Source organism: Cellulosimicrobium sp. CUA-896 (assembly GCF_001942335.1).
In the GTDB taxonomy this organism is placed as follows: Bacteria; Actinomycetota; Actinomycetes; order Actinomycetales; family Cellulomonadaceae; genus Cellulosimicrobium.
In genome coordinates, this window is the sequence record NZ_MKKH01000007.1 from 44,017 (window position 1) to 59,565 (window position 15,549).

Annotated in this window: 13 protein-coding genes and 1 pseudogene; 9 read left to right on the forward strand and 5 right to left on the reverse strand. The window is 73.4% G+C overall.

Annotated features, from left to right (window positions below):
- The first annotated feature begins 149 nt into the window (after positions 1-149).
- The 6 genes from BJF88_RS02980 to BJF88_RS03005 all read left to right on the forward strand — a co-directional run bounded on the left by BJF88_RS02980 (position 150) and on the right by BJF88_RS03005 (position 7,481).
- The gene (locus BJF88_RS02980; protein WP_075827700.1) at positions 150-521 is read left to right on the forward strand and encodes a PadR family transcriptional regulator; all 372 of its coding nucleotides are present in this window, start codon (positions 150-152) and stop codon (positions 519-521) included.
- Positions 521-1,897 carry a permease prefix domain 1-containing protein gene (locus BJF88_RS02985; protein WP_075827730.1) on the forward strand — a complete coding sequence of 459 codons (1,377 nt, stop codon included), beginning with the start codon at positions 521-523 and terminating at the stop codon, positions 1,895-1,897. The genes BJF88_RS02980 and BJF88_RS02985 overlap by 1 nt, the downstream gene beginning before the upstream one ends.
- Before the next feature lie 517 nt (positions 1,898-2,414).
- Positions 2,415-3,308 (forward strand): sorbosone dehydrogenase family protein, encoded by an 894-nt coding sequence (locus tag BJF88_RS02990; RefSeq protein ID WP_075827701.1) that lies wholly within the window; start codon positions 2,415-2,417, stop codon positions 3,306-3,308.
- Positions 3,309-3,502: 194 nt separating this feature from the next.
- Positions 3,503-5,857: a PKD domain-containing protein gene (locus BJF88_RS02995; protein ID WP_139315888.1), complete on the forward strand. Its 2,355-nt coding sequence runs from the start codon at positions 3,503-3,505 to the stop codon at positions 5,855-5,857.
- A 535-nt stretch (positions 5,858-6,392) separates the two neighbouring features.
- Positions 6,393-6,929 carry a sugar phosphate isomerase/epimerase gene (locus BJF88_RS03000; RefSeq protein ID WP_139315889.1) on the forward strand — a complete coding sequence of 179 codons (537 nt, stop codon included), beginning with the start codon at positions 6,393-6,395 and terminating at the stop codon, positions 6,927-6,929.
- A gap of 180 nt (positions 6,930-7,109) precedes the next feature.
- Positions 7,110-7,481 carry a hypothetical protein gene (locus BJF88_RS03005; protein WP_075827704.1) on the forward strand — a complete coding sequence of 124 codons (372 nt, stop codon included), beginning with the start codon at positions 7,110-7,112 and terminating at the stop codon, positions 7,479-7,481.
- A gap of 37 nt (positions 7,482-7,518) precedes the next feature.
- Here BJF88_RS03005 and BJF88_RS03010 read toward each other — a convergent pair whose 3' ends face one another.
- From BJF88_RS03010 to BJF88_RS03020, 3 genes and pseudogenes are all read right to left on the reverse strand, one after another.
- Complete coding sequence (locus BJF88_RS03010; RefSeq protein ID WP_369824457.1) at positions 7,519-8,421, reverse strand: ABC transporter ATP-binding protein; 903 nt, start codon at positions 8,419-8,421, stop codon at positions 7,519-7,521.
- 32 nt (positions 8,422-8,453) lie between these two features.
- A pseudogene (gene fepG / locus BJF88_RS03015) lies at positions 8,454-9,499 on the reverse strand (iron-enterobactin ABC transporter permease).
- Between the two features lie 47 nt (positions 9,500-9,546).
- On the reverse strand, positions 9,547-10,671 hold the full coding sequence (locus tag BJF88_RS03020; RefSeq protein WP_075827705.1) for an iron ABC transporter permease: 1,125 nt from the start codon (positions 10,669-10,671) through the stop codon (positions 9,547-9,549).
- 105 nt (positions 10,672-10,776) lie between these two features.
- Here BJF88_RS03020 and idi point away from each other — a divergent pair, with 105 nt between their 5' ends.
- Positions 10,777-11,376 (forward strand): isopentenyl-diphosphate Delta-isomerase, encoded by a 600-nt coding sequence (gene idi / locus BJF88_RS03025; protein ID WP_075827706.1) that lies wholly within the window; start codon positions 10,777-10,779, stop codon positions 11,374-11,376.
- 350 nt (positions 11,377-11,726) lie between these two features.
- The gene (locus tag BJF88_RS03030; protein WP_139315890.1) at positions 11,727-12,302 is read left to right on the forward strand and encodes a class I SAM-dependent methyltransferase; all 576 of its coding nucleotides are present in this window, start codon (positions 11,727-11,729) and stop codon (positions 12,300-12,302) included.
- Positions 12,303-12,714: 412 nt separating this feature from the next.
- Here BJF88_RS03030 and BJF88_RS03035 read toward each other — a convergent pair whose 3' ends face one another.
- Complete coding sequence (locus tag BJF88_RS03035; protein WP_075827708.1) at positions 12,715-13,620, reverse strand: NAD(P)H-binding protein; 906 nt, start codon at positions 13,618-13,620, stop codon at positions 12,715-12,717.
- A gap of 59 nt (positions 13,621-13,679) precedes the next feature.
- Positions 13,680-14,588 carry a polyphosphate kinase 2 gene (ppk2, locus tag BJF88_RS03040; protein WP_075827709.1) on the reverse strand — a complete coding sequence of 303 codons (909 nt, stop codon included), beginning with the start codon at positions 14,586-14,588 and terminating at the stop codon, positions 13,680-13,682.
- 197 nt (positions 14,589-14,785) lie between these two features.
- On the opposite strand from ppk2, the gene BJF88_RS03045 reads away from it, so the two are divergent.
- Positions 14,786-15,433 (forward strand): hypothetical protein, encoded by a 648-nt coding sequence (locus tag BJF88_RS03045; protein ID WP_369824461.1) that lies wholly within the window; start codon positions 14,786-14,788, stop codon positions 15,431-15,433.
- Positions 15,434-15,549: the final 116 nt, after the last annotated feature.

Genomic DNA, 15,549 nt, shown 5'->3' on the forward strand with positions numbered 1-15,549 from the left:
CGCGGCCGGGGGTCGCGGCGCGTGCCCGCGCCGTGCGGCACTCCACCGCGCCGTGACGGCGCGACGTCCTGGTGCGTGGCCCTCGCGGACCTATGCCTCGCAGTGCTAGGGTTCAAGCCCTAGATCATCGAGGTATAGCGGGAGCGCCCGTGCGCATCGACAAGGACCTGGTGGCCGCCTCGGCCACGCCGCTCGTGCTCGGCATCCTCAGCGAGGGCGAGTCGTACGGGTACGCGATCCTCAAGCGCGTCGACGAGCTCTCGGACGGCCGGATGCAGTGGACCGACGGCATGCTCTACCCGCTCCTGCACCGGCTCGAGCGCCTCGGCCACGTGCAGTCGTCCTGGGGCGTGTCCGACGTCGGCCGCCGCCGCAAGCACTACGCGATCACCGCGGCCGGCCGCGAGGCGCTCGCGGAGCGGCAGGCGCAGTGGCACGTCGTCGCCGACGCGCTCGCTCAGGTGTGGCGCGAGGCGCAGCAGCGACCGGCGACGCCGCGGCTCGCGGAGGGGTGGGCCTGATGGCGACGCCGGCTCCCGCGCCCGGGCCGCACGCGGAGAAGCACGCCGAGCTGGAGGCGCAGATCGACCAGTGGCGCGGCTACGTGCGGCGCCGGGAGGCGATCTCGGCGGCGGACGTCGACGAGATGGAGGACCACCTGCGTGAGCGGGTCGAGGACCTGCGGGCGACGGGCCTCGACGACGAGGAGGCGTTCCTCGTCGCGGTGAAGCGCATGGGCGACCTGGACGCGGTGTCGCGAGAGTTCGCGCGCGAGCACTCGGACCGGCTGTGGAAGCAGCTCGTGCTCGTGCGGGAGGCGCCGGAGGACGGGTCGCGGTCGTGGCGCGAGCTCGCCGTCGTGCTGGCCCTCGCCGTGGGCGCGGGGGTCGCGGTCAAGGTCGCGGCAGAGCTCGTGCCGGACGAGGAGGTGCTGCTGCGCAACGTCGCGCTCCTGGTGCTCCCGTTCCTCGCGGGCTACTTCGCGTGGAAGCGGCGGCTCACGTGGCCGGTGGGCGTCGCGCTGCTCCTCCCGTTCGTCGCCCTCGCGGTCGTGCTCAACGCGTACCCGTTCGCGCCGCCCGGCTCGACGGAGCTGCTCGCGGCGGTCCACGCGCCCGTCGTGCTGTGGGCGCTGGTCGGCGTCGCGTACGTCGCCGGGCGCTGGCGCTCGGACGCGGGGCGAATGGACTTCGCCCGCTTCACCGGCGAGCTCGCGGTGTACGTCACGCTCCTCGCCCTCGGCGGCGGCGTGCTCCTCGGCCTGACGGCCGGGGTGTTCTCCCTCGTCGACGTCGATCTCGAGCCCTGGCTCGAGGACTGGATCCTGCCGTTCTGCGTGCCCGGCGCGCTCGTCGTCGCGGCGTGGCTCGTCGAGGCGAAGCAGAACGTCGTCGAGAACATCGCCCCGGTGCTCACCAAGGTGTTCACGCCGCTCACCGTCGTCATGCTCGTCGCGCTGTTCGCCGTGCTCGTGACCGCGGGCGATCTCGCCGCCGTCGACCGCGAGCTGCTCATCCTCATGGACGCGATCCTCGTGCTCGTCCTGTGCCTGCTGCTCTACTCCGTGTCGGCGCGCGACCCGCTCGCCCCGCCCACGCCGTTCGACGGCCTCCAGCTCGTCCTCGTCGTCGCGGCGCTCGCGGTGGACGCGGTCGCGCTGACCGCGATGGTCACCCGCATCGCCGAGTTCGGCGTCAGCCCGAACAAGGTCGCCGCGCTCGGGCTCAACCTCCTGCTGCTCGTGCACCTCGTCGGCTCGGCGGTGCTCGCGGCGCGGTTCCTGCGCCACCGTCCGCTCGACGCGCTCGTGCGGTGGCAGACGAGGTTCTTGCCGGTCTACGCGGTGTGGGCCGCCGTCGTCGTCGTGGTGTTCCCGCCGCTCTTCGGCTTCGTCTGAGCCATCACCGGCCCGGTCTGAGCCGACCGTCGGCCCGCCGAACCCCGGGTTGTGTGCCGTTCGTCGCCCGGAACGGCGCACAACCCGGGGTTCGGCGCGTGGGGTGGTGCGCAACCCGGGGTTCGGCAGGTCGGGCGACGCGCAACCCGGGGGTTCGGCGGGCGCCGGGGTGTTCCCGCTCGGAGCGGCGTGCGGAAAGCGACGACAACGCTGTCTTTTACCGTCCAGGGCGCGCAACCAGTCGACAGACGTCGAACTTTCGTATTGGCATCGTCGGAAGTGCCGGGTATGGTCGGGCGGGTGACGCGGGGCACACCTCCCGCCCGTCGCACGAGGGCCTCGTCGTCGAGGTTCTCAGCCCATCCGGGGTCCACGACCAGCGTGACGCCGAACGGCCGGCGACGGCCACGACGCGTCCCCGCCAGTGCGGACCTCGTCTCCGAGATGCGTCAAGGAGGACGTTGTGCACGAATCTTCCACGGGTCGGCGATGGCTGACCCGAAGCGTCGCCGCGGCGGTGTCCGCCGCGGTACTGGTACCACTCTCGATCAGCGGGGCCAGCGCCCACCCTGGTCACGGCGAGGACGCCGAGCCCACGCCCGCGGCCCAGGAGGCCACGGACTGGAACAACTACGAGAAGGTTCTCCTCAGCAAGAACACGGGTGAGCCGATCGACCTCGCGGTCCTTCCCGACACGCGAGTCCTGCACACCGCGCGCGACGGCGTCGTGCGCCTGACCGACACCGCCACCGGGCAGACCACCCAGGTCGCGCAGCTCGACGTCTACGCGAACTCCGAGGACGGGCTCCAGGGCATCACGCTCGACCCGAACTTCGAGGAGAACAACTGGGTGTACATGGTGTACGCCCCCCGCGTCATGGAGGGCACGTCGCCCACCGGGGTCGAGTACCCCGAGACGACGCCGTCGGGCAGCGCCCCGAACTCCCTCCCGGACGGCGAGGACGAGAGCTACTGGGACCAGTGGCTCGGCTACAACCAGCTCTCGCGGTTCACCTGGGACCCCGAGACCAGCACGATCGACCTGGCCAGCGAGCGCGAGATCATCAAGGTCGACGCGCAGCGCGGCCAGTGCTGCCACGTGGGCGCCGACATGGCGTGGGACGCCGACGGCAACCTCTTCCTCTCCACGGGTGACAACCACCCGGGCGGCACGCCGGGCGCGAACGGCTACGCGCCGATCAAAAACGCGCCGAACATGAACCCGGGCTTCGCGCCCGTCGCGGCGCCGGCAACACCAACGATCTCCGCGGCAAGATCCTGCGGATCAACCCGATCGAGGATCTCGCGGCCGACACCGAGGTCGGTCCGGGCAGCACCTACACGATCCCCGAGGGCAACCTCTTCGACGGCGCCGAGAACCCCGACCTCGTGCGCGAAGAGATCTACGTGATGGGCGTGCGCAACCCCTTCCGGATCGACTACGACCTCGAGTCCGCCTCCCTGTCGTGGGGCGACTACGGGCCGGACGCCGGCTCCGCGCACGCCCGACCGCGGCCCCATGGGCTACGTCGAGTGGCAGCTCACCACCGAGCCGATGAACGGCGGCTGGCCGTACTGCCACGGCCCCAACGCCGCGTACAACGAGTGGGACTACGCGACCGGGACGCCCGGCGAGCAGTTCTTCGACTGCGACGCGGTCCGGAGAACAACTCGACCTGGAACACCGGCCTCGACCAGGTCCCGCCGGTCACGGCGCCGCAGGTCTACTACGGCGACAACCCGGGCGACCAGCCCGAGGTGCTCGACCCGCTGGTCGAGCTCGGCGGCGGCGGCCAGGCGCCCATGGGCGGCCCGACCTACCGCTTCGACGAGAGCCTCGAGTCGGACGTCAAGTTCCCGGAGTACTGGGACGGGCACCCCTTCATGGCCGAGTTCTCGCAGGACTACGTGGTCGCGTTCACCATGGACGAGCTGTCGTCCGACGGTGAGGTCACGGCCGTCGAGGACTTCCTGCCGAACAGCCACCTCGAGACGGTGAACCAGCCGATCTGGGACAACGTCATGGACATGGAGTTCGGTCCGGACGGCGCCCTCTACGTGCTCGAGTACGGCGACGGCTTCTTCCGCCAGAACCCGGACGCGGGCCTGTACAAGGTCACCTACGGGTCGGACGACACGACGCCGCGGGCGGCCATCTCGGCCGACCCGATCTCGGGCAGCACCGCGCCGCTCGAGGTGACGTTCGACGCGTCCGCGACCACCGACGCGGAGACCCCCAACGCCGAGCTCACGTTCGACTGGGACTTCGACGGCGACGGTGAGTACGACGCCCAGGGCGAGACGGTGACGCACACGTTCACCGACCTGGGCCAGTACAACGTGCAGCTGCGCGTCACCGACGCGGGCGGCAACTTCGGCCTCGCGATCCAGCGGATCACGGTCGGCAACACCGCGCCCGAGATCACGCTGAGCCAGCCGGACGGCGCCATCTTCAACTGGGGCGACGCCGTGCCGTACACCGTCACGGTGAACGACGCCGAGGACGGCGACCAGCCGACCTGCCGCAACATCCAGTACACGTTCGGTCTCGGGCACAACACGCACGCCCACCCCGAGGTGACCGGTCGTGCGGCGGACACGGAGGCCGGCTGCGGCTTCACGATCCAGACGAGCCCCGACGCCGTCGAGCACGGTGAGGGCGAGAAGATCTTCGGCACCCTCGTCGTCCGGTACACCGACCAGGCGCAGGGCGACGTGCCCGCCATCACCGGCGAGGCCACGCACATCCTCAAGCCCGAGGTGCAGCAGGCCGAGTGGTACGACGCGGCCGAGGGCGTCGAGGTCGTCGACGACGAGGCCGCCGGTGCCGGCGGCTACGTGACGTCGCTCGACGAGGGCGACTCCTTCTCCTACTCCCCGATCGCCCTGCACCACGCCCCCACGGGCGAGGCGATCAACGAGATCACCCTCCGCGGCAGCGGTGAGGGCACGGTCTCCCTGGGCTGGACGGCCGAGGGTTCCGACACGTCCGAGGCGCTCGCCGAGTTCGAGTTCACCGGCGAGGGCTGGCAGGACGTCACGCAGGCGCTGAGCAGCGTGCCGGAGGGCTCGGGCTCGATCACGGTGACGAGCACGGGCGGCGTCGACGTCGACCAGCTCTCCTTCGCCGTCGGCGAGGGCCCGGTGGAGCCGGTCACGGTCCCGGTCGACCAGGTGTCGATCGGCATGTTCTCGCTGATCCCGTGGGTCAACGAGGTCGGCCTGGAGGCCGTGCTCGAGCGCCTGAGCGAGATCGGGTTCGAGAACATCGAGCCGTTCGGCTCGAACTTCAACGGCTACACGGCCGAGGAGTTCCGCGCGCTGGCCGACTCGTACGGCCTGAGCGTGAAGTCGTCGCACTACAACGTGAACGAGGACACGTTCGACGAGACGCTGGACTACGTCACGACGCTGGGCCAGGAGTACGTCGGCTCGGGCGGCTTCCCCGCCCCGGGCATCGGTACGTACGAGAACACCCTCGCCACGGCCGAGGCGATGAACCGCCTCGGTGAGCGCACCGTCGAGGCCGGCCTGGAGAAGTTCTTCGGGCACAACCACGACGGCGAGTTCCGCACCATGTACGAGCACGAGGGCGAGACCCTCTCGGCGTGGGAGATCCTCGTCCGCGAGACGAACCCGGAGTACGTGACGTTCCAGGTGGACGTCGCGTGGGCCGCGCACGCGGGCGTCGACGTGGTCGAGCTCCTCGAGGAGTACGGCGACCGCATCGAGCTGCTGCACATCAAGGACGCCGTCAACCTCACGCCGGCGGTCGTCCGACCTTCACCAACCTCGGTGAGGGCGACGTGCCGCTGCAGGACATCCTGGCCGCCGCGAAGGAGGCCGGCGTCGAGCTCTACGTCATGGAGTACGACGTCGCCCCGGAGGGCGAGGAGTTCGCCACGACCGGCTTCGAGTACCTCACCGGTCTCCCGGCCGGCGAGCCCCAGGAGCCCGTGACGATCCCGACGGAGCAGGTGTCGGTGCAGATGTTCTCCCTGATCCCGTGGGTCAACGAGGTCGGCCTCCCGGCCGTGCTCGAGCGCCTGGGCGAGATCGGCTTCGAGAACATCGAGCCGTACGGCGGGAACTTCTCCGGCTACACCGCGGAGGAGTTCAAGGCGCTGGCCGACTCGTACGGCCTGAGCGTGAAGTCGTCGCACTACAACGTGAACGAGGACACGTTCGACGAGACGCTCGACTACGTCGGGACGCTGGGCCAGGAGTACGTCGGCTCCGGCGGCTGGCCGCAGCCGGGCATCGGCACGTACGAGGACACCCTCGCCACGGCCGAGGCGATGAACCGTCTCGGTGAGCGTGCGGTGGACGCCGGGTTCGAGAAGTTCTTCGGCCACAACCACGACCGCGAGTTCACCACCACGTACGAGCACGAGGGCGAGACCCTCACGGCCTGGGAGATCCTGGTCCGCGAGACGAACCCCGAGTACGTGACGTTCCAGCTCGACGTCGCGTGGGCCGCTCACGCGGGTGCGACGTGGTCGAGCTGATCGAGGAGTACGGCGACCGGATCGAGCTGCTGCACGTGAAGGACGCCGTCAACCTCAACGCCGGCGGACGCCCGACGTTCACCAACCTCGGTGAGGGCGACGTGCCGCTGCAGGACATCTTGGCCGCGGGCCAGGAGGCCGGTGTCGAGCTCTACGTCATGGAGTACGACCGTGCTCCCGACGGCGAGGACTTCGTCACCACCGGGTTCGAGTACCTCACCGGCCAGGAGGCCGGCGAGAACGAGCGGACGGTCGCCGTCACGACCCAGGTGCGCTGCCTCGCGGGCAACGCCTACCTCGCGGTCCGTGCGCTCAACGACGAGGACGTCCCGCTCACCATCACGCTCGACACGCCGTACGGCAGCAAGACCGTCGAGAACGTGGCGCCGGGCAAGAACGCCTACCAGGCGTTCCCCGTCCGGTCGAGCGAGGTCGAGGCCGGGACGAGCTCCGTGACCGCGACGGACGCCGAGGGGGGGACCGCCACCGTCGAGACCGAGTACGCAGCCTCCAGCTGCGGCTGATCAACCCCTGACGGCGGGTGAGGCGGGGTCCGACTCCGCCTCACCGCCCGGGACGACGTGCCCGCCGCGGTCTTCGTGACCGCGGCGGGCACGTCGCTGTCCGGGGCAACGTCGCGCCGCGGTACGACCACCCGCACCGCCGGGCCTGCGTGTCGCGGGTGGGCGGCCTAGCGTGACCGCATGGAGCGGATCACCGAGCTGGGACCGGGCGAGATCTTCGTCTTCGGGTCGAACGCCTCCGGCGCGCACGGCGCCGGTGCCGCACGGACCGCGCACGAGCGGTTCGGCGCCGTGTGGGGCGAGGGCCACGGGCTCCACGGGCGGTCGTACGCGATCGACACCATGTCGGGGTTCGACGCGCTGCGCGACGAGGCCGCGACGTTCCGCGCGTTCGCGGGCGAGCACCCGGAGCTCACCTTCCTGCTGACACCGGTCGGCTGCGGGATCGCCGGGTACACCGCGCGCGAGGTCGCGCCCCTGTTCGCCGACTCTCCGCCGAACGTGCGGCTGCCGGACGAGTTCGCGGCCGTCGTCGGGCCGGACGAGGGCTGACGCGTGCCGGCGGGGAGGCCGGGGGAGTCGCGGCCCGTCAGGCGCGGCGCGGGCGGCCCTCCGGCACGACGAGCGGGGTGCCGGTCACCGGGTCGTCGATGATCCGGCACGGAAGCCCGAACACGTCCTCGACGAGCTCGGCCGTCACGACGTCCGACGGCGCACCCTCGGCGACCACCGCCCCGTCCTTCATCGCGATGAGGTGCGTCGCGTAGCGGCACGCGTGGTTGAGGTCGTGCAGCACCGCGACGAGCGTGTGGCCGCGCTCGTGGTTGAGGTCGGCGCACAGGTCGAGGAGCTCGACCTGGTGGGCGATGTCGAGGTACGTCGTCGGCTCGTCGAGCAGCAGGATCGGGGTCTCCTGCGCGAGCACCATCGCGACCCACACCCGCTGGCGCTGGCCGCCGGACAGCTCGTCGACGAGACGGCCGGAGAGCTCGGTGACGCCCGTCGCCGCCATGGCCTCGACGACGGCCGCCTCGTCCTCGCGCGACCACTGCCGCAGGAGCGTCTGGTGCGGGTACCGGCCGCGCGCGACGAGGTCGACGACCGTGATGCCCTCCGGCGCGATCGACGACTGCGGGAGCAGGCCCAGGCGGCGCGCGACCTGCTTGGCGGGGATCGCCGAGATCGAGCGCCCGTCGAGCACGACCCGGCCCTCGGCCGGGCGCAGGAGCCGTGACAGTGCGCGCAGGAGCGTCGACTTGCCGCACGCGTTGGGTCCGACGATCACCGTGAACGAGCCGTCGGGGATCGCGACGTCGAGGCCGCGGGAGATGACCCGCTCGTCGTAGCCGAGCGTCACCCCGGCGGCGTACAGGCGGTCCGCACCCTCCTGTACAGCGGCGCGCTCGTGCGCGGCGGCCGTCTCGGCGCGTCCCGGCGTCGCTGCGGTTCCGGCGGTCCCGGCGGTCCCGGCGGAGCGGTCGGTCGTGGTCACGCGTGTCCTCCCGGGACGGTTCGGGGGCTCGGTCATCGGCGCGCCTCGCGCACGAGCAGCCAGACGAGGTAGGCACCGCCGAGCACCACGGTCACGACGCCCACCGGCAGCTGGGTCGGGGCGAGCAGGCGCTGGGCGACGAGGTCGCTCGCGGACAGGAGCAGCGCGCCCATCGCCGCGGCGGGCAGGACCTGCACGCCCGGGCCGCGCGTCAGGCGGCGCGCGAGCTGCGGCGCGGCCAGAGCGACGAACGAGATCGGCCCCGCGGCGGCGGTCACGACGGCGATGAGCGCGACACCGACGCGACCAGCGCGAGGCGCGTGCGCTCGCCGTGCACCCCGAGGGCGGTCGCGGCGTCGTCGCCCATCTCCAGCAGGCGCATGCGCGGCACGAGCGGCACGAGCGCGACCAGCAGCAGGACGACGAGGACGGACGCCGGTGCCGCCTGCTCCCACGTCGTGCCGTTGAGCGAGCCGGCGCCCCACAGGGTCGCGGCCATCGCCGTCTCGAGGTCGGCCGTGATGACGAGCCACGCGTTGACCGACGCGAGCATCGCGGACACGGCGATGCCGACGACGACGAACCGGAAGCCCTGGACCCCGCGCCGGTACGCGAGGACGTACACGAGCACGGCGGACCCGATGCCGCCGACCAGCGCCCCGGCGGCGACGCCCCCGTACCCGCCGCCGAGCACCATGAGCACGACGAGCGCGCCCGTGTAGGCGCCGGTGTTGAAGCCGATGACGTCGGGGCTGCCGAGCGGGTTGCGCGTGATCGACTGGAACACCGCCCCGCTCGCGCCGAGCGCCGCGCCGAGGACGAGCGCGAGGAGGGCGCGGGGCAGGCGCCACTCGACGACGATCATGCGGACGGGCCCCTCGGACGCACCCGTGAGGGCCCCGAGCACCTGCCCGACGCTCAGCGGGTAGTCGCCGGTGGTGAGCGCGACGACCCCGACGGCGAGCGAGACGAGGAGCAGGACCGCGCACACGACACCGGCGCGCACGTCGAGGCGCCCGCTGGCCCGTCCTCCGGGGCTGCGCACGACGCGCACCGCGCGGCCGACGTGGGGCGGCAGGCCGGACCGACGGCTCCGGGAGCCCGCCGCCCGGGTGCGGGGCGCGCTCACAGGCCGCTCGCCCGGGTGCGGCGCACGAGCGCGACGAGCACGGGCGCCCCGACGAACGCGGTGACGATGCCGACCGGCACCTCGCCGGGCCACGCGACCACGCGCCCGAGCACGTCCGCGACGAGCACGAGCACCGCCCCGAGCACCGCCGAGTACGGCACGATCCAGCGCTGCAGCGGCCCGACCGCCCAGCGCGCGACGTGGGGCACCATCAGCCCGACGAACGCGACCGGCCCGGCGGCCGCCGTCGCCGCCCCGCACAGCAGCGTCACGCCGACGCCGACGAGCAGGCGCGTGCCGCCCACGTGCGCGCCGAGCGAGCGCGCCAGGTCGTCGCCGAGCGCGACGGCGTCGAGGGGACGGGCCACGGCGAGCGCGAGGACGAGGCCGATGAGGACGAACGGCGCGACGTCGGCCACGGTCGCCGGGGTGGCGCCCGCGATGGAGCCGGAGCCCCACGCGCCCGAGGTCCCGCCCCACGCGCGCAGGCGGTCGAACGACGCCGGGTCGAGCAGCGTGACGGCGAGCGTGAGCCCGCTGAGGAACGCACCGAGCGCGATCCCGGCGAGCGTGAGCCGCACGGGCGTGGGACCGCCCCGCCCGGCGGACCCCACGAGGTACACGGCGACCGTCGCGACGACCGCGCCGCCGAACGCGAACCACACGAACGCGCCGACGTCGGCTACTCCGACGAGGGCGACGCCGAGCACCACACCGAGGCCCGCGCCGGCGTTGACGCCGAGGATGCCGGGGTCGGCGAGCGGGTTGCGGGTCATGCCCTGGATGAGCGCACCGGCGACGCCGAGCGCCGACCCGACGAGCAGCCCGAGGACGGTGCGCGGCACGCGCAGGTCGAGCACGACGACGTGGTCCGCTCTGCCGTCGTACGCCGTGAGCGCGTCGACGACCGTGCCGAGCGGGACGGGCCGCGAGCCGACGGCCAGGCTGAGCACCACGGACGCGGCGAGCACCAGCACGCACACGCCCAGCCCGAGCGCGCGCCCGCCGAGCGAGCCGACGAGGCCGGGGCGCCGGTCCTCGCGCGTCGCGCGCGGCGAGTCCTCGGGACCGCCGGCGACCGCCGGGGCGGCGGCGTCCGTCGTGGAGGCGTGCGGGGCCATCTCGTGCTCTTCGCGGTCGGGGTGGGCGGGCAGGTTACCCTCACCTTAGTTCACGCGTCCCGGGCCCGTGCGCCGCGCCCGCGACGCGTGTGCGAGAGTGGCGACATGACCTCCCACGTCCCCGTCGCCGCGGACCACGTCGTCACCGTCGACGACGACGGCCGCCGCACCGGCACGTTCGAGCGCTCCACCGTGCACACCACCGAGACGCCGCTGCACCTCGCCTTCTCGTGCTACGTGCTCGACGACGACGGCCGCCTGCTCCTCACGCGGCGCGCGCTCGCCAAGCGCACCTGGCCCGGGGTGTGGACGAACTCGTTCTGCGGGCACACCCGCTGGACGGAGACGTCCGAGGAGTCGGTCGTCCGGCACGCGGAGCACGAGCTCGGCATGGAGGTGCGCGACCTCGAGGTCGCCGTCCCGGGGTTCCGGTACCGCGCGGTCGACGCGTCGGGCGTCGTCGAGAACGAGATCTGCCCCGTGTACGTGGCGCGCGCGGCGACGGGCGTGACGCCCCACCCCGACGAGGTCATGGAGCTCGCGTGGGCCCACCCGGCCGACGTCGTGCGGGCCGCCGACGCGACGCCGTGGGCGTTCAGCCCGTGGATGGTCCTGCAGATCGCGGCGCTGCGCGCGGCGGCCGGCGGCGACGACGGCCCGACGGCGCAGCTCCTCGCCGCGTTCGCCGACCGTCCGCGCGGCTGAGGCGCCCGCGACGCGCGGGGAGGCCGTCCTCCCGGCGAGCGGCCAGGTCCGCGGGCGAGAATCGGGGGCATGCACGCCGCGGTCCCCCTCGCCCTGCCCGCTCCGAGCGCCCCGTTCGAGACGCACGTCGTGTGGGCGCGGTCGGTGCCGCTGACGGTGCCGGACCGCGGGGCGGTGGACGGCCGCGTGACCGGCCGCGTGGTGGAGGACGCCGTGCCCTGGGACTACCCGGCGCTCGCGCGCGAGCTCGTCGCGGGCGAGCGCGGACCGGTGCTCGACCTCGGCACCGGCAGCGGCGGCCTGCTGGCGTCGTTCGCGCCCCTGCCCGCCGGCTCGGCCGCCACCGAGGCGTGGCCGCCGCACCTGCCGTGGCCCGGCGCCGGCTCACGCCCCTGGGCGTCGACGTCCGCGCGACCGGGCGCGGCGACGAGGTGCTCCCGTTCCTCGACGCCCAGTTCGACGTGGTGCTGGCCCGGCACGAGGAGTTCGACCCGGACGAGGTGCGCCGCGTCCTGCGCCCGGGCGGCGTCTTCCTCACCGAGCAGGTCGACAGCCGCGACGGCGTGCGGGCGTGCGCGGCGCTCGGCGCGGAGCTGCCGTGGGACCCCGACTCGGTGACGCTGGACGGCGCGGTCGACGTGCTGGGCGGGGCGGGGTTCGTCGTCGACGTCGCCCGCGAGCACGAGGGCCTGCGCCGGTACCGCGACCTCGGCTCGCTGCTGGGTTCCCTGCGCACGACGGCGTCCCCGGTCCCGGAGCTCGCGCCGCTCACGCCGGAGGCCGTCGCGCGGTTCGAGGCGCCGCTGCGCGCCCTGCACCTGCACTTCGCGGCGGGCCACGAGTTCGTCGACGAGGCGCCGCGCTTCCTCGTCGTCGCGCGCGCGCCGTACTGCGCCCGCCCCGGCCCGGCGTGCAGCCCGGCCTGACGTGCGCCCCGCCCGACGCGCATCCTGGCCGGGCGTGCGGCCCGCGCCGAAAAGCGTCCCGGGCCGGGATGCGGGCACGGAGAAGCCCGCGGGCCGGAGGAGCGATCCTCCTGTCGTGCTGGACGAGGGCACGACTCCCGCGGGCCCCGGTGGTCGCGTGGTACTCGCTCGCCGTCGGCCGCCTCCCGCGCGGGAGGCGCCGCCCGGTTCACGGGCTCACCGCGTCCGGTCCGTCAGAGACGTATCGGTCGCGCGACGACTAGCGCGCGACCACCTCACGGGTCCGAAGAGAGTTCACTTCTCGGATCACCTCCTTTCTCGTGTACGACGACCGTACGTCCGCCCCCGCTGGGCGACCAACGGATTTCGCGCAGGGAGGAGACGGCAGCGAGACCGGCGCCGCGGCGTCGCGTCACGCGCGCAGGTGCGCCCACTGGTCGGGGTAGTCGTCGAGCCACTGGGCGAACGACCGCGCGGGGCGCTCCGTGAACCGCTCGACGACGTCGCTCACGTGCTCGAGCGCGCCGGCGGCGATCGCCAGGTACGACGACACCCAACCGTCGATCGCGAAGCGCGCCGCGCCGGAGGACGTGCGCGAGGCGTACGCCTCGTCGACCGTCTCCGGGCGGTAGACGATCTCGCGCCCCGTCGCCCGCGAGAGGGTCTGCGCGACCTCGTGGAGCGTGAGCGCCTCGGGTCCCGTGACGTCGTACGTCGCGCCGTCGTGCCGGCGCGGCCGCTCGTCCAGCAGGACGGCGGTCGCGACGTCGGCGATGTCGTCGTGCGAGACCGACGCGACGCGGCCCTCGCCCGCCGGGCCGCGCAGCACGCCGTCGTCGCCGACCAGGAGCGCGAGGCCGCGGTGGTAGAGGTTGTCGCGCAGGAAGGTCCACCGCAGCCCCGTGCCCCGCACGTACTGCTCGGTGTGCCAGTGGTCGCGCGCGAAGGTGAACACGGCGTCGGGCGCGGCGCCGACGAACGAGAGGTACACGACGCGCTGCACGCCGGCCGCGACGGCCGCGTCGACGGCCGCGCGGTGGTCGCCGACGCGGTCGGCCGACTCGTGCGCGGAGACGAGGAAGACGGTGTCGCAGCCGGAGAAGGCCTCGACCATGGCCGGCGTGTCGGTGTACCCGCCGACGACGGCGACCTCCGCCTCGGGCAGAGGGTCGCCGTCGAGCCGCGGCGCGCGTTCCGCGTCCCGCACGACGAGGCGCTGCGGCGCGCCCTCCGCGGCGAGCCGGAACGCGAGCATCGACCCGAGGAGGCCGCTCGCACCCGTGACCGCGACCCGACCGGCACCCGCCCTGATCGTCATGCCCTCACGGTAGGTGCGGCGTCGCGCCGGTGCGCGACGAGCGGCGCGGCCGACCGGTGCTACTCGTCCGCGGGCTCGTTCTTGCGCCGGATGACGAGCAGGGGGTCCGGCGTCCCGACCACGGCGTGGTCCTTGCCGTCGTAGTCGAACCGGCTGAGGAAGAACCGCATCGCGTTGATGCGCGCCCGCTTCTTGTCGTTGGACCGGATGATCGTCCACGGCGCGTACCGCTTGTCGGTGCGCCGGAACATCTCCTCCTTGGCGGCCGTGTAGTCCTCCCAGCGGTCGAGGGAGGCCAGGTCCATGGGGGAGAGCTTCCAGCGCCGCACGGGGTCGAGCTGGCGGATCGCGAACCGTGTGCGCTGCTCGGTGCGGGACACGGAGAACCACAGCTTGGTCACGTGGATGCCCGAGTCGACGAGCATCCGCTCGAACGCCGGCGCCTGCGCCATGAACGTCCGGTACTCCTCGTCCGACGCGAACCCCATGACGCGCTCCACGCCGGCGCGGTTGTACCAGGAGCGGTCGAACAGGACGATTTCGCCCGCCGTCGGCAGGTGCTGGACGTACCGCTGGAAGTACCACTGCCCGCGCTCGCGGTCGCTCGGCTTGGACAGCGCGACCACGCGCGCGGTGCGCGGGTTGAGGTGCTCCGTGAACCGCTTGATCGTGCCGCCCTTGCCCGCCGCGTCACGACCCTCGAAGAGGATGATCGCCCGGCGGTCGTTGTCCTCCAGCCAGTACTGGAACTTCAGCAGCTCCACCTGGAGCCGGTACTTCTCGACCTCGTACTCGTCCCGGTCCATGAGCTCGTCGTACGGGTACCCCTCCTGCCACGTGTAGACAGGGTTGCCCTCGGGGTCGATGAGGTCCGGGTCGGGGGTGTGCCCGTCCCGCACGGTGTAGCCGCTGTCGCGGAGGAACTCGATGTACTCCCGCAGGTCGCTCGGCGGGTTCACGACGGTCATGCCGGTCTCCTCGGTGCTCGGTGCTCGGCGGGTGCGAGCAGACGGGCCGCCACGACGCCCGCCCGGGTCCAACCTGGGCCACGTGCCGCGCCGGCGCCACCGGACGGCGGGGCGGTCCGGGGGCCGGGCACAATGGCCCGATGAGCGATCCCTACCGCGTCATGACCGTGTGCACCGGGAACATCTGCCGGTCCCCGATGGCCCAGGTCGTCCTGCGCGACCGGTTCGAGGCCGCCGGGCTCGGCGGGCAGGTGGTCGTGGACTCGACCGGCGTGAGCGACGAGGAGCACGGCCACGGCATCGACCCGCGGGCGCGCGCGGCCCTCGAGGAGCGCGGGTACGCCGTCGACGACCTGCACCGCGCCCGCAGGGTCGGGCGGGACGACGTCGCCCGGCGCGACCTCGTGCTCGCCATGACGGCGCAGCACGCCCGGGCGCTGCGCCGCCTCGTCGACGGCCGTCCGGACGCGGCGGGCGTGGACGTGGGGGAGCGCATCCGGATGTACCGCTCGTTCGACCCGGACGCCCCGCGCGTCGGCCCCGGTGAGCCGGAGAGCGCGCTCGACATCGCCGACCCCTGGTACGGCGGCCCGCGGGACTTCGAGGTCAGCCTCGACGAGATCGAGGCGGCCGCGACGCGATCGTCGACCACGTGCGCGCCGAGCTCGAGGTCCGCGCCGCGGGCTGAGGCCGGGGGAGACCGGCGGCCGGAGGAGGCTCGACGGCGAGGGCCGGCGTGGGTGCGCGCGTGCGGGTCAGCGACCGGCGCGCCGCGCGCGCCAGCGGACCACCTCGGCGTCGACGTCGCGCGTCGCGTCACCACCGGCGGCCCGCCGAGGAGCTGACGCCGGGCGTCGACCACGCGCGCGTTGAAGTCCTCGAGGATCTCGCGCACGGCCTGCTCGTCCAGCTCCTGGTCGAGCCGGTCGTCGAGCTCGCGGTCCTCGCGCTTGAGGAGCAT